Here is a 14124-nt window from a genome sequence, read left to right on the forward strand (position 1 = left end):
CAATCTCAAGCAAACTCGTAGACTGTACCTCCGTTACTGCAAAATTTGCGACGCAGCTTTGTTTCTATCTTTGCATGTCGGATCGGTACAATTCCAGGAGCGAAATGGAGATACAGTGACTTGATTATTCAGAGCCTGACTTGAATCCAAACTCAACATCAACCCACTGAACCGGTTTACCAGGCGATAGCTACCATCTCTTTTCTCAGTGCCATCATTACGGCTTTTCACCGTTGGTACTTTGACCCATTGTGAATTCAAACAGACATCCGAGGTTTCAGCCCCTTGGCACGGATCCACAACCAACCCGACCTCTGCCCCCCAACTCCTTGAGTCATTGACACCACCCGACTCAGTAATGCCCAAGTATCTTTTTTGCTCCATATGTCCTATCGGATAAGCCACAACATGGTAATAACCATCTTGCCTGTTCACGAGACCCCAAGAGAGGTTCCCTTTACCTTGTTCATGCTTAACAGTCAGGTTGAACTTTTTATCGGCCGTCAATACGTCGCCATCACTATTCTTTAATCGTGTTTTCTCTATGGCAGCTTGACTATCTTTATCAGTATTTTTGAACGTAACATCAATATATTCACCATCATATTGTTGGCAGTCAATATAACAATACGTTCTGGTCGTTTTACCCACAATGAAGTTTGACAATGTTTGTACTTGCGGATCCATCATGAAGCGATACCAGGAGCGCGTCACATAGTTATTTAGCGTTAATAGCTTCGCCCACTTTTGACTTGACAAGCTATCGGTCACATAAAACTCCAGAGGTGCTTTTCCTTCATTTTGTACCCCAGATGAAGGCTCCGGTGTAGCAATATATTTTCTCAAGTAGCTATTCCATGCGACATTGGCCACCCTCAAGGGTGAATTGACCAATTCCCCTTGTTCTGCCAATTCTGATGCAGTACCATTCATCGAATCTGGATCATACTCAGGTGAAAAATATCCATCAGAAGAAACATCTACTGAGACAATGTTACTGGCAGCACCCGCATTACCCAGAGAGTAATCATTAGTCTCAAACTTTTCCCACTTTCCGTTATGGTATTTCCGCCAGCTGTCTGGTGACATCTTGCCTGCTATTGGCGCTCTCATGACATGCTCTTGCATGAACGAGCTAAACCCGGACCAGCCAGAGAGGTTCATTACGCGACTGGTGTAGAATACGTAGAAATAACCTGATGCATAATCGACAAACAGCCGAGGGTCACCACCACCATAATTGTAGGTCTGACCAAGCGCCTCATCTCGAGAGTCTTTCATACCATACTGGGAAGTTTGAATAACATCAGTTACTGCCCAATTCACCCCTTTATCCGTGGACTTAACCAGTTCAATTGCATCGTATCTTGGGGTCAGGCCAAAAATTTCATCATGCAGCAAGCCATACCAATCTCCGCTATCAGGATCAACCCACACATCCATTAATCCACAATAGTTTATATAATCATAACCACTCCCCTGGGGTTGTATACGCTTCATCAATGGCGTATTAGTGCACAATGGGACGGTATTTTGAACTGTTGCCTGGTCATAAATTTTCTTAACTTCGTTGTAATCGTGCAACTTGTCTTTGATGTTATCACTTGCTTCTTGATAGTTCTTTGCACTGAAGAAACGCCAAGCGTGATCAGCATTATTGGGATTATATTTATTATATTGTGACAGGGTGTCATGATAGAAATACTTCCCGGTTTCATCAATGAATGAAAAACCGGGAGAGTCATTAACTAAATGAACCGCTACCGGAGGTGTGTGTGTGTAGCAGTAACGGCGGCATTGGCATACTGAACAGATAAACAACTTAAGCCAATTATCCCCCCAGCAACAAGTTGTGAGCGTATTTTCATCTTAAACTCCATGTCATTAGAAGAAATGATATTGCCCGCCACACGCAGGCAATACCAAAATTAAACTACATGCAGGTAACTCGATTCTTATACTTGTCAAGATTTCCTTTATTGACCTCTGCTGCTTGTACCGCATTCACAGAACGCCATAACAGCGGTTGTTTATCCAGCTTGATAGTATGTTTGACACATTCACATACCAAGCTATTCAAGATAGTAAAGCCAATGACGGAAGAAATTGAGCCGGTTGAAAAATCATGATTGGGCACCGGAATAATTGCATCTCCGGGCACGCCCCCCATATCAAGTACATAATCACAAACATCTTCCAGTCTTTTACCGCTCTGGTGCCTTGATGTAACTGAACGAGTAAATGAAAATGAAGTCAAACCAATTACGGTCAAGCCTCGTTTTTTACCCTCCATGGCAAACTCCACTGGTACCGGATTTCGTCCAGAGGTAGATACCACGATCAATATATCGCCTTGACGCAACTCTTTTTCACCATCAAGCGCGATAGCCGCCAACCCATGTTGCCGTTCAGCAAAAGTACTCATCGGAGCATAGGGAGACAGTGCCAAAACAGGTGGCAAAATAGCATTGACTTGTACCAGGCCTCCGGCACGGAAATACATCTCATGGGCAAACATTTGTGAATGGCCACAACCTGTAACATGGATCATTCCATCATTTATGATTGAATTGGCCATCGCTACAGCACACTGTTCAATTACCTCTTGCTGATCTTTCACCGCATCAATGTGTTGTAGTAAGTCAGTCAAATATTTCTTGTACATATAACCATCTCCAATTACAGGCAACTCACACGGCCTTTCATAGACAAAATATGCTTTTTATTGATCGCATCACCACGATCCAGATTTGAACTAACCCAAACTGGTGGTGTTACCCCTGCCTCAGCCAAATTGCATACCGTCTGTGTCACTAATGCTTGAATAACTGAAAAGCCAATAATGGATGATACCGGGCAACATTTTTCGGATAGTCCATCCAATTCTATTACCGCATCACCATACGGGATGTTGAGATCAATCGTAATATCTGCGATATCACTCAAAAACAAACCGGAAGAGTGCTTTGGTTTTGTCCGCTTGCTGAACTCCATCGATTGCAATGCGATCACCGGAAGCCCACGCTTTTTGGCCGCCAAAGCGATATCTACCGTCGGAATTGTACGCCCTGCAATCGAGGCCAAAATGACACAATCATGCACAGTCACCCGCTGGTCTTCAAAAATGGTCGTCCCAACACCTTCAACTTCATAAATATGATCTGAATAAGCCTGAGTTCGTGGCGCGGTAGAATAAATATGTGGTAACAGCGGGTTAATCGGCACCAAACCACCAGCACGATAAAATGTTTCCATCGCATATATATGGCAGTGACCACCGGAAACATGAATAACACCATCATGCTGAACTGCATTGCTCATCAGTTTCGCAGCATTCTCAATGTTAGTCCCTTCATTCGCCATCAGTTTCTCAATAATGGCTTTACAGTTATCTATATACTTAATCATGTTGTCCTCTCATATATCTATTAAAGTATTCCGACATAATGCAGTAACACTGAACCAACAATCATGCCAAGCATCATTTTTACAGGTGATAGCCCACGCATGATCAGCTTGTAGCACCCAATGACGACAATAAGAGGCAAAATATTCGGCATAATTTTGTCTAAAATCCCATCCTGGATATTCAACACCGAGTCACCGAGATGAATTTCAGCACCAAGCTTGACCCTTACAAATGATGCAGTAAGTGCTCCGACAACTGTCAGGCCAAGAATTGTTGCACCACGACTAAAAGCATCACTTTGCTGCTTCAGAGAGCCAAGCGCACTGAGCCCTAATTTGTAACCATAGTTAAACAATGGGATGTAGATTGAAAATCTAACCAGGTTAAAGAGCAAAAGGAAAATGAGTGGCGCTATATAAACTTTATCCAATGCCAAGGCTGCTGCAATAGAAGCTGTGATTGGCAATATTGTCAGTTGACACATTGCATCGCCAATCCCGCCTAATGGTCCCATCGCCGCCACTTTGAAAGAGCGAATGGTTTCTATTGGTTGCTTGCCCTTTTCCATGGCAAGGATAACCCCTTGCATGAAAGTAACCAGCCAAGGTGCAGTATTAAAAAACTCGTTATGCAGCTTCAATGACAATGAGAGGTCATGCTTATTCTTATGAATTCGCTGCAATGCTGGTAACATCGCATAGAGGAATCCGGATGATTGCATCCTTTGATAGTTAAAAGAAGCTTGGACCCACAGCATCCGCAGCCAGGACTGCCTCATAATCTTCTGGTCCAGAACTGCGTTAGTGTCCTGGTCAAGATACTCTTCATTGTTCATCATTTTTTCAGTGTGCTGTGACATATTAAATGCCCTCATCCATTTGTTCATTGTCAAGCGAAGTTACTTTATTTTTGCTATTCTTGCGCTCGGCATGATTAAAATAATCGATAATTGCGACAGACAAACCAAGAAGCGCAACAGCGATAACGGGCAACTTCAAAAATGTCGCACAGACAAAGCCGATGATGAAAAATGGAGTATATTTTCTCTCTTTCAACATCATCTTCAAAAGCATTGCAAAACCCAACGCAGGCATCATGGCACCAGCAATACTTAACCCTTCGATGATAACCTTCGGCACCTGCTCAACAATTGTTTTTGCAACGACATCACCAAAGTAAGTCGGGATAAAGGCACAGATGAAAAACGTGAAAAAGTAGGCGGCCATACCAAGGTAATTGACTCGTTCAATCCCTTTTATGTCACATTTATCCGCCATTTTATCGACTCTGGCCATCAAGGTAGCAAAAGCTGTAAATTGAATGACGGTCAACTGCTGCATCAATATCGCGAAAGGTATTGCAACACCGACTACAGCACTTGGGGACAATCCAGACTGGATCCCGAAAACAACACCAACTGCAGATCCGATAGTGACATTAGGTGGCTGAGCACCAGCCAATGGCATTAAACCAAGCCAGGCCAGTTCTAACGTTGCACCAATTAACAGGCCTGACTCAATATCCCCCATCAGCAGGCCAACAACCGTCCCGGTGACAATAGGCCGACCAAACATCAACCCTGATCCATAATAATCAAGCCCGGCAAAGCCAACCCACAGGGCGATGGCAAATACAGTTAAAATATCCATATTTTCACCTTACAAATATTGTTCAATATTTATGGGAGTATCTGATGGGTTACGTTGGATGGTGCAAGAAACCCCGAGACAGACCAACTCTCTGAATGTACTTTTATCATTATCATCCAACGACACAGTTGCATGAACCTGCTCTTTACCTTCCTTGTAATGCATATTTCCAACATTTATTTTCTTAATCGGCACACCACCTTTAACAAGGATCAATACATCCTGAGGTGTACGAACAAGGATGAATATTTTTTGATGGTCCGCAGCTTTATGAATGACATCAATCGTTTTCTGCAAACTGAAAAAACGGGTATCAAATTCACCAGCCGACATTTTTGCCAACGCTTGCTGTGCAGGATCTTGCGAAACCGCGTCATTGGCAAAAAGAATCAGGTTACATCCAGAATGAGGGCCATGACCTACAGCGACTTGACCATGTAATCCTCGTTCATCGATACGGGTATAAACAATATTTGGCATAGTGGTAATCCTTTATTTCACGTTACTAATATCGGTTTTTATAATTTGTTATCGCTCATACACATGCGGATTTTCGCTTCGACCACCTCTTCCATGGCAGCCATGGCAGGCACCAGATACTGGCGCGGGTCGCTGGCATCGGGGTGGCTACCAAGGAAGGCTTTCATGGCATCGGCGAAGGCGATCTTCAGTTCGGTCGCTACGTTGACCTTACAGATCCCCAGCTCGGTGCAGCGGCGTACATCGGCTTCCGGCACACCGGAGGCGCCGTGCAGAACCAGCGGAATATCCACCTGCTCACGGATCGCAGCGAGGCGGGCAAAATCGAGGCGGGGCTCTTCCTTATAGAGGCCGTGGGCAGTGCCGATGGCAACAGCCAGCGAGTCGATACCGGTACGGCGGACAAACTCGGCCGCCTTCAGCGGATCGGTAAATTTGGCATTTGCGGCATCAACGATGAGGTCATCTTCCTGGCCGCCCAGCAGGCCCAGTTCGGCTTCGACGCTGGCACCCATGCGGTGGCAGTAGGTGACTACGCTGCGCACCTTTTCGATGTTCTCTTCAAACGGAAAGTGCGAGGCATCGATCATGGCCGAGCGAATACCCGCTTCGACCTTGTTATGGATGTCCTGCTCGTCTTCGTGGTGATCCAGATGCAGCACCAGCGGAATGCGGTACTCATGGGCAGCTGCCTGACAGATGGAGACCAGATACTCGACCCCGGCATGGCGATAGGTACCCGGAGTGCCAGCCAAAATCACCGGTGAACGCATGCGTGCTGCGGTACGAGCGACCACCTGGACGGTTTCCAGGTTGTGGATGTTGAAAGCAGGCACGGCGTAACCGCGGCGCTGGGCATCTTTGAGCATTTCATGGGAAGAGATCAGATACATAGTGACTCCTGAGCGTCCTGATTGACGCGAGATCCTGAGAAAAGGGGGGTGAAGTGGGCGGGCTCAATCTCCCGACCAGCAACCCAGATGTGTTGCTGAGTAAGTTCAGTAGTGAGGGCGAGCAGGTTGGCCTGTTTGCCAACCGCCAGCGAACCGAGACGATCGGCAATGCCGAGCATCTTTGCCGGGGCCAGCGAGGCCATTGCGATGGCTTCATCGAGCGGCACATCCGCCAGCTGCACCATGTTGCGTACGGCGCCAAGCAGGGTGAGGGTGCTGCCCGCCAGACCGCCGGCCTCGGTGCGCACCACCCCCTCTTTCATCTCGACCCGGTAGTTGCCCAGCAGGTAGTGACCATCTGGCATGCCAGCGGCACGCATCGCATCAGTAATAAGGAGCAGGCGCTCACCGGCGCAGCAGTGGCAGAGTTTGAGCACGCTTGGATGGACATGATGACCATCGGCGATCAGCTCCAGCCAGGCATCGGGATGGACCAGGCCCGCCCCCACCATGCCAGGCTCGCGGTGGTGCAGACCCCGCATGCCATTGAAGCAGTGCACCAGCCCGGAAGCGCCCGCCGACAGCGCGGCCATAGTAGTGTCGTGATCCGCCGCCGAGTGTCCCAGCATCACCCGCACGTCGTTGGCGGCGAGATGGCGAATGGCCATGATGGCATTGGGCTTTTCCGGTGCCAGCGCCACCACTTTCAGGGTGCCGCGAGCCAGCTGTTGCAGATGGTTCAGCTCGGCAACCTCCAGATCCCGAAACAGCGCCTGATCGTGGGCACCCTTGTTGGCGGGGGTAAAATAGGGCCCCTCCAGATAGCAACCGAGCAGCTCGGCGCCCGGCATGCCGCTGGCGACGCCATCGGCAATGCGGGCAAGGGCCAGCTCGATCTCGGGGAGCTGAGCGGTAACCGTGGTCGCGAGAAACGCACCGACTCCTTCCGCCGCCTTGGCCATCGACAGGATGCCGAGGGCGTTGCTGTCGTTGTCCATCACATCTACACCGGCGCCGCCGTGGACATGACCATCGATCAGCGCCGGGACCAGCAGATCGACATCCCGCACCGGATCGCCATCTGTGATGGGAGCGATGGCGGTGATGATGCCCTCTTGGTGGGTGAGCTCCTGATGCTCCAGCCAGCCCTGCTCGGTCAGCAGGCGGCGGGCACGGATCCGTGAAGCCATTTAAATGCCCTCCTCGACCAGACTTGCTTCTGCCTGGCGATCTTTTTGCATTTCATCCGCCAGCGACGTGAGGCCCCGGTGACCACAGGCAAGGGCCTGGATACGGAATTCACTGACACTCAGACCATCACGCTCCAGCAGCATCTCCAACAACAGCTGGAGATTGGTTCCGGTGATCACTTCTCGTTTGGGAGCTGCCATTGATAACAAAGAGGCCACCCGGAAAGGTGTTCCCCCTAGCAAGTCAGTGAGAAACACCACACCATCACCCTGCTCTACTGCCGACATGGCTTCTGCAAGTTGATGCTCCAACTTGCTGGTGGTCGATGATTCGGGAAAATCAATTGCCGCCACATATGGCTGTTCACCGAGGATCTGTTCCATTGCCTTTGCCAGCCCACTGGCAAAACCGCCATGCCCCGTGATGATGATGCCCAACATGTGACTCACTCCTTTTTCTAATGATTAACAACAAACAGACCATGAAAAATGGAAACGTTTACAATTTTAAATATGCAATTTATTCATGCAGATACTGATTCATTCATGTATCAATTTCTGCCCATTGATTCGCATTCCTGGCTTTTATATGGATAAATTTTTACCCCTTGTACGACCCGGTTGACTTGCCCGGTCGGACAGGGATTGTCCGGGCTGATGCCGAGGCTCAACGAGGTATGAAAGGCATAGAACTGGGCATAGAGCAGGTAACCGAAGGCCAGCTGGGCATCATCACAGTGCAGGGTGCGGGGCAGATAGATGTGCTCACCCTGTTCGATGTGAGGATCATGCTGGTCAGCAATGGCGACCACCCGGGCTGCCTGTCCATCAGCCCGCAGTTCGCGCAGCAGGTCCAGATCATATTGACGGGTATAGGGGTCGTTGGAGATGAGCTGGACGATCAGGGTCTGTGCATTGACGATGGATTTGGGGCCATGGCGAAAGCCGGTGGGAGAGTCAAACATGGCGACCAGTCGGCCACCGGTCAGTTCCAGCAGCTTGAGGGCTGACTCCTGGGCAACCCCTTGCAGGCTGCCGCTGCCAAGATAGATGACCCGTTGTGGCAATGGCTCATTCCATGCTGGTACCCGCTGAACAACCTGCTCAAGGATCGCTTCACTGACGCCAGCCAGCGGCGCACAAACCTGCTGGTTGAACTGGCTCGGCAGGAAGACGGCAAGACAGCTCAGCATCATGCTGGTGAGGCTGCTGGTCATGGCGAAGCCGCGATCATTGGTTTGGGGCGGCATCAGCAGGGCCAGAGAGCGGGCATCTTGCTGGCAGCGGCGATAGAGCGCCCCTTCACCGTTACAGGTGAGTACCAGATGATGGCAGTTGCCGAGCAGTTGGCTGGCGAGCTCAACGGCGGCCACGCTTTCCGGGCTATTGCCTGAGCGAGCGAACGAGATAAGCAGAGTCGGGCAATCCTCGGCCAGATACTCGGCCGGATCGGTGACGATATCGGTGGAGGCAATCGCCTCGAACCGGGCCTTCAAGTGGCCAGAGAGGTAAGGGGCCAGCGCTCGTCCGGCAAAGGCAGAGGTACCGGCACCGGTCAGGATCACCCGCAAATTGCGATGGGACAAGAGAGGCGCAAGAAAGCGGTCCAGCGCATTGCGGCACTCCTCCACCATCGCAAGGGTCTCTCGCCAGGTGGCCGGTTGTTGCTCTATTTCACGGGCTGTCGCCAGGCCGTTGGCCGTGCGCAACATCTCTTCTGAATAACCAAGGATCATGTCTACAACTCCTTAAACAACAGGGTCAAGCTGGGAAGGACAGGGGCAGACTGTGCCGCAGGCATTGGCATAGCTGCGCAACACTTCCTGCACCTGATCGAGAATGAGCTCATGGGGATTGGCCGCCAACGTGCCCTGACGTACCTTGCGGTACTGCAGGGGCAGGTGCTGGCTGAGCAGTGGCAAGGGGATGGGCTCGGCGGCCAGGTTGGTGAGCAATCTGGCATAGCACTCATCTACGCGCGCATCGGGCCAGTAGTAGCGAATGCGGTCTGAGTAGCTGTAACCGCGCGCGAGTCGGCATTCGTTGGCGTTGCCCTGATAGTGGCTGCGCCAGAAGTCGGGGCGATCCAGCATGGTCTCTTCCATCACCTGGCGCAGGCCCGAGCACGCCTTGGCGACAACCAACTCCTCTTCGATGGCGGCAAGGGAAAACAACGCTTCACGCAGGGCAAAGGTGAGGGCCGGACCGACCTTGAGAATGGCAAAGTGGTCGCGAACCAGCTGACGATAAGCCTCGGGGGTCTGGTAATCGGTGGAGTGAGCCTCAAACACCAGATGGGGGTAGGCTTCGATCATCCGACTCAGTGGTGCCGCTTTCGCTGATTGGTAATCGATAATGTGGGTGTGGTCAAACTCGACCCCGGGCTGGACAACGAGCCCAATGACCCGGGGCCAGATATGGGCCAGACCGACCTGCGCGAAGGCTTGCTGGTGGGCTTCCAGGGTATGACGGGCGGCTTCCGGCGTGGTGACAGTCAGCTCGGCCAGCTCTTCATGGGCACCGCCCGGAACCGGCACCTCGGTACCAATGACATAGACCAGATCGCTCTGGCCAAATTTGGCCAGACAGGTTTGCTCGGCGATCTGCGCCAGACGGGCGGCCCGCTTGGCGACCAGCTCATCGGTCAGCGGCACCGGGTCCCCCTGACAAGACATGCTGCAGTCAAGATGGATCTTTTTGAAACCGGCAGCAACATAGCAGGCGATGAGATCCTCGGCATGGGCCATGGCCTGCTCGGCGGGCTCACCTTGCCAACGGTTTGGACCAAGGTGATCCCCTCCAAGAATCAGTCGGTGCGCTGGAAAGTGGCACTCGGCAGCCAGCTGATAGAGGCGATCGCGAAAATCGGCCGGGGTCATGCCAGTGTAACCACCGAACTGATCCACCTGATTGGAAGTGGCCTCGACCAGCAGCAGTTGATCCCCTTCGGCGGCCAAGCACAAAGCGGCCTCCAGCACCAGCGGGTGAGCGGAGCAGACGGCATAGATCCCGACCGGTTCTCCCTGTTTATGTCTTTCGACCAGTGCCAGCATGGATTTCATTTTGATCTTCCTTCGTTGCTGTAGATGAAAATAGTCTTTCGTTTTCTTTTCTTTACGGTAATCGCAAGAAAAGGAAAGCGAAACAAAAGAGTCATAGGTTCTTGAAGGTGATCACAAAAAGAAAGACATCGAAACTATTCGTGGGGGTGATAAATGCAGATATTACTATGTGAAAGCTTAATGAAGGCTTGATTTGGCTCTGGTACTGCGCGTTAATATGAAACCGTAATAAAGTGAAAGTCGTTTTTCACCACAGCACTCCGGCAGAAGAGACTATGCAAACAACAGAAAAGATCGGACTCGGTACCAGTGAGCGGCGGGAGCGGATCATTCAGCAGCTGCGCAGCAATGGCAGCGTTCAGGTCAATGAATTGGCTACCCATTATCAGGTGTCGACCGTCACCATTCGCAACGATCTGGCTTTCCTCGAAAAACAAGGGGTCGCTGTACGCGCCTATGGGGGCGCCCTGCTGTGTGAACCTAATCAGGCTGTGCCCGAGCGGACCATTGCCGACAAGAGCGTGCTCAATACGCCGGTCAAACAGCGGATCGGTGCACTGGCGGCGACGCTGGTGCAACCAGGGAGTCGCCTCATCCTCGATTCGGGTACAACCACGTTGGAGGTGGCTCGTCATCTGCGCGAGCATCAGGAGATCCTGGTGATGACCAACGGTATGAACGTGGCCAATGCACTGCTGGAGGCGGAGGGGGTCGAGCTGCTGATGACCGGCGGTCACCTGCGCCGCAAGTCACTCTCGTTCTATGGTGCGCAGGCCGAGCAATCCCTGCAAAACTACCATTTTGACCAGCTGTTTCTCGGGGTGGATGGCATCGACCTCGAGCGTGGCGTCAGTACCCATCACGAGGATGAAGCGCGCCTTAACCGCTGCATGTGTCAGGTCGCCGAGCGGATCATCGTGGTCACCGACTCCAGCAAATTTGGCCGACGCAGCTTGCACAAGATTATCGATACCCCGCGTATTCATACCCTGATCACCGATGATGCCCTGCCAGCAGAAGTGCTGACCGGGTTGCGTCATGCCGGGATCGAGGTACTGCTGGTACCAGCGGATCCCCACTGATCGAAGCAGGATTGCGTTAGCCCCCGGACACCAGTGTCACGGTCATACCGATACTCATACGGTCACCTCTTGCGAGTAACCGCAAACCGGGGTGACCGGCCAGGTGGTGGGCATTGGCGGCGTGACTCTGGGGCTCCAGACAGACGAAGCCACTCCCCTCATCGGGCTGGTAGAGCATCAGGAAGGCACTCTCGCTTGAAACCAGCAGCCGCTGCTGGCGGGCAGGATGGTCAATCTCGGCCTGACCGCGCCAGCCGCCGTAACAGTGGTTGAGCCACCCTTGCGGGCGCTGCCACTGACGAAAATCGAGGTGGGGCGCAAGCCTGCTCGACCAGTCGGTCGGCAGATGATCCTCCCCCTCCTGCCAGACACCGCTCGCCAGAAAGCGAATCTTTGTCTGCTCGTCACGCCAGAAGAAGGGGTGAAAACCCGCGCCGTAGAGACAGGGCGTCTCCCCGAGATGGGTCAGGCTGATCCGCGCCACCAGGCTTGCTCCCTGCAGCCGATAGTCGATCTCCGCCAGATAATGAAAAGGGCCATGCTGGCTGGTGAGCTGCAAGGTCACCGAGCTGTCGGTTAACGCCACCCGCTGCCATCGCTGTAGCCAGCCATCCCCATGCAAAAAGAAGTCGGGATCGAGCTCGCTCTCGGGCAACGAACAGTCATCCTCCCACAGCTCGAACCGATTGCCCGCTACCCGATTGGCCAGCGGCACCATGGGAAACAGCGCGCTCTGCCCGGGATGCCATGGCTGCGCCGGGTCCGTGTCTCGCAGCAGCGGGCGCCCTTTATCATCCTCCAGCCCCAGCAGGCAGGCCCCTTGTGCAGAAACCCGCATCCTAAGATGCGGGTTGTTTAATGTGTATACCGTCATGCCGAAGCGCTCGCCTTGGTCGGCGTCAGTTCGACCTTGCCCTGGGCCAGCTGGGCTTCCAGTGCCTCCAGCGTTACCCCCTTGGTCTCGGGCACCTTGCGATAGATAAAGATGAGACCGGCAAAACAGATGAGGCCATAGAGCAGGAAGCTGCCTGCAGCACCCAACCCGGCATTAAGCAGCGGGAAGGTGTAGGTCAGCACGAAACAGGCGATCCAGAGTGCCAGCGTACCGGCCGACATCGCCAGCCCCCGCACCCGGTTGGGGAAGATCTCCGAGAGCAGCACCCAGGTGACCGGCGCCAGGGTCAGGGCATAGATGGCGATGGCCGCCAATACCAGCAGCAACACCGGCAGCCCCAGTACGCCTGTGGCATAGGCCGCAGCCATCATGCCGTAGATGATGGTGAGACCGGCCGAGCCAATCAGCATCAGCTTGCGACGGCCAATCTTGTCCACCATGGGCAGTGCGATCAGGGTAAACAGCAGGTTGATAAGCCCGGTAGCGACGATGGATTTGAGGGTGCTGTTGATATCAAACCCGGCGGAGGCAAAGATCTCCTGCGCATAGTTGAAGATGACGTTGATGCCGCACCACTGCTGGAATACCGCCAGCACAATTCCGATGATGAGGATCGGCCGCACCGAGGGTTTGCCCAGCTCCGCCAGTGACACCTTGTGGGTCTCGCCCACCAGAGTTTGACGAATATCGGCCAGGGTCTGCTTGGCATAGGCATCACCGCCAATCTTGCCGAGCATGCGGGAGGCTTTCTCATACTGACCATCTTTGGCCAACCAGCGCGGCGACTCCGGCACGAAGAACATCAACACCAGAAACGCCAACGCAGGTACCAGTTCGGCACCGAACATCCAGCGCCAGCCGGACTGACCGTTCCAGGTCGCCAGAATATCGGCCTGAGTCGCGTTGCTCGCCACCGGATCGGCGATCATCAGGTTCACCAGCTGGGCCGCCAGCACCCCGATGACTATGGTGAGCTGGTTGATGGCCACAAACTTGCCCCGCTTGTCGGCCGGGCTGATCTCGGCGATGTACATGGGCGAGAGCGCAGAGGCCAGACCGATGCCAATCCCGCCGATGATGCGATAGACCACAAACAGATCGAAGTTGCTGGCTGCAGCCGTGCCCCACGCCGAGATGGTGAAGAGGATGGCGGCCAGGATCAGCGGCTTTTTGCGACCGAAGCGGTCGGAAGACCAGCCGGAGATGGCTGCCCCCAGCACGCAGCCCACCAGCGCCGAGCTCATGGCCCAGCCGGACTGGGCCGGATCCGTAATGGAAAAATAGGCCTCATAGAAGGGCTTGGCCCCGCCAATCACGACCCAGTCATAACCAAACAGCAGGCCACCGCAGGCGGCCACCAAGCAGATCATCCAGATGTAGCTCATATTGAGCTCATTCGTATCCAATTGATTTTTCGTGCGTTCCATGTCTCATCCTTTCTATCTTGTCGATTGTAAGGTGCAG

General features: G+C 52.8%; 14 protein-coding genes. 1 reads left to right on the top strand and 13 read right to left on the bottom strand.

What is annotated here, in order from left to right; translation table 11 throughout:
• Positions 1-33: 33 nt before the first annotated feature.
• The 11 genes from CF137_RS10590 to kbaZ form a co-directional block, all read right to left on the bottom strand.
• A complete protein-coding gene (locus CF137_RS10590) occupies positions 34-1821 on the bottom strand; it encodes a hypothetical protein (RefSeq protein WP_139718956.1) in 1788 nt (595 codons plus the stop codon).
• A 112-nt stretch (positions 1822-1933) separates the two neighbouring features.
• On the bottom strand, positions 1934-2665 hold the full coding sequence (locus CF137_RS10595; RefSeq protein ID WP_139718957.1) for a sugar isomerase domain-containing protein: 732 nt from the start codon (positions 2663-2665) through the stop codon (positions 1934-1936).
• A 14-nt stretch (positions 2666-2679) separates the two neighbouring features.
• The gene (locus tag CF137_RS10600; protein WP_139718958.1) at positions 2680-3408 is read right to left on the bottom strand and encodes a sugar isomerase domain-containing protein; all 729 of its coding nucleotides are present in this window, start codon (positions 3406-3408) and stop codon (positions 2680-2682) included.
• A gap of 20 nt (positions 3409-3428) precedes the next feature.
• A complete protein-coding gene (locus CF137_RS10605) occupies positions 3429-4268 on the bottom strand; it encodes a PTS system mannose/fructose/sorbose family transporter subunit IID (RefSeq protein WP_204787367.1) in 840 nt (279 codons plus the stop codon).
• 1 nt (position 4269) lies between these two features.
• Positions 4270-5058 (bottom strand): PTS N-acetylgalactosamine transporter subunit IIC, encoded by a 789-nt coding sequence (agaW, locus tag CF137_RS10610; RefSeq protein ID WP_139718960.1) that lies wholly within the window; start codon positions 5056-5058, stop codon positions 4270-4272.
• 9 nt (positions 5059-5067) lie between these two features.
• On the bottom strand, positions 5068-5538 hold the full coding sequence (gene agaV / locus CF137_RS10615) for a PTS N-acetylgalactosamine transporter subunit IIB (protein ID WP_139718961.1): 471 nt from the start codon (positions 5536-5538) through the stop codon (positions 5068-5070).
• A 38-nt stretch (positions 5539-5576) separates the two neighbouring features.
• Positions 5577-6431 (bottom strand): tagatose bisphosphate family class II aldolase, encoded by an 855-nt coding sequence (locus tag CF137_RS10620; RefSeq protein WP_139718962.1) that lies wholly within the window; start codon positions 6429-6431, stop codon positions 5577-5579.
• Positions 6422-7621 carry an N-acetylglucosamine-6-phosphate deacetylase gene (gene nagA / locus CF137_RS10625; RefSeq protein WP_139718963.1) on the bottom strand — a complete coding sequence of 400 codons (1200 nt, stop codon included), beginning with the start codon at positions 7619-7621 and terminating at the stop codon, positions 6422-6424. The genes CF137_RS10620 and nagA overlap by 10 nt, the downstream gene beginning before the upstream one ends.
• On the bottom strand, positions 7622-8062 hold the full coding sequence (gene agaF, locus CF137_RS10630) for a PTS galactosamine/N-acetylgalactosamine transporter subunit IIA (RefSeq protein ID WP_139718964.1): 441 nt from the start codon (positions 8060-8062) through the stop codon (positions 7622-7624).
• A gap of 110 nt (positions 8063-8172) precedes the next feature.
• Entirely contained in the window at positions 8173-9357 is a 1185-nt protein-coding gene (locus CF137_RS10635) for an SIS domain-containing protein (protein WP_139718965.1), read from the bottom strand.
• Between the two features lie 12 nt (positions 9358-9369).
• On the bottom strand, positions 9370-10683 hold the full coding sequence (kbaZ, locus tag CF137_RS10640; RefSeq protein WP_139718966.1) for a tagatose-bisphosphate aldolase subunit KbaZ: 1314 nt from the start codon (positions 10681-10683) through the stop codon (positions 9370-9372).
• A 275-nt stretch (positions 10684-10958) separates the two neighbouring features.
• Between kbaZ and CF137_RS10645 the strand changes: the two genes are divergently transcribed.
• Positions 10959-11765 (top strand): DeoR family transcriptional regulator, encoded by an 807-nt coding sequence (locus CF137_RS10645; protein WP_139718967.1) that lies wholly within the window; start codon positions 10959-10961, stop codon positions 11763-11765.
• Between the two features lie 16 nt (positions 11766-11781).
• Here the strand turns inward: CF137_RS10645 and CF137_RS10650 are convergent, their stop codons facing one another.
• Entirely contained in the window at positions 11782-12639 is an 858-nt protein-coding gene (locus CF137_RS10650) for an aldose 1-epimerase (protein WP_139718968.1), read from the bottom strand.
• Positions 12636-14087 carry a sugar porter family MFS transporter gene (locus tag CF137_RS10655; RefSeq protein ID WP_139718969.1) on the bottom strand — a complete coding sequence of 484 codons (1452 nt, stop codon included), beginning with the start codon at positions 14085-14087 and terminating at the stop codon, positions 12636-12638. The genes CF137_RS10650 and CF137_RS10655 overlap by 4 nt, the downstream gene beginning before the upstream one ends.
• Between the last annotated feature and the right edge of the window lie 37 nt (positions 14088-14124).

This window comes from Aeromonas sobria, assembly GCF_006243315.1.
GTDB lineage: Bacteria > Pseudomonadota > Gammaproteobacteria > Enterobacterales > Aeromonadaceae > Aeromonas > Aeromonas sobria_A.

Coding starts and splice junctions, on each gene's coding strand:
- nagA (WP_139718963.1), bottom strand. CDS start 7,621: ATGGCTTCACGGATCCGTGCCCGCCGCCTGCTGACCGAGCAGGGCTGG.
- agaV (WP_139718961.1), bottom strand. CDS start 5,538: ATGCCAAATATTGTTTATACCCGTATCGATGAACGAGGATTACATGGT.
- CF137_RS10605 (WP_204787367.1), bottom strand. CDS start 4,268: ATGTCACAGCACACTGAAAAAATGATGAACAATGAAGAGTATCTTGAC.
- CF137_RS10600 (WP_139718958.1), bottom strand. CDS start 3,408: ATGATTAAGTATATAGATAACTGTAAAGCCATTATTGAGAAACTGATG.
- CF137_RS10655 (WP_139718969.1), bottom strand. CDS start 14,087: ATGGAACGCACGAAAAATCAATTGGATACGAATGAGCTCAATATGAGC.
- kbaZ (WP_139718966.1), bottom strand. CDS start 10,683: ATGAAATCCATGCTGGCACTGGTCGAAAGACATAAACAGGGAGAACCG.
- CF137_RS10650 (WP_139718968.1), bottom strand. CDS start 12,639: ATGACGGTATACACATTAAACAACCCGCATCTTAGGATGCGGGTTTCT.
- agaF (WP_139718964.1), bottom strand. CDS start 8,062: ATGTTGGGCATCATCATCACGGGGCATGGCGGTTTTGCCAGTGGGCTG.
- CF137_RS10635 (WP_139718965.1), bottom strand. CDS start 9,357: ATGATCCTTGGTTATTCAGAAGAGATGTTGCGCACGGCCAACGGCCTG.
- agaW (WP_139718960.1), bottom strand. CDS start 5,058: ATGGATATTTTAACTGTATTTGCCATCGCCCTGTGGGTTGGCTTTGCC.
- CF137_RS10620 (WP_139718962.1), bottom strand. CDS start 6,431: ATGTATCTGATCTCTTCCCATGAAATGCTCAAAGATGCCCAGCGCCGC.
- CF137_RS10595 (WP_139718957.1), bottom strand. CDS start 2,665: ATGTACAAGAAATATTTGACTGACTTACTACAACACATTGATGCGGTG.
- CF137_RS10645 (WP_139718967.1), top strand. CDS start 10,959: ATGCAAACAACAGAAAAGATCGGACTCGGTACCAGTGAGCGGCGGGAG.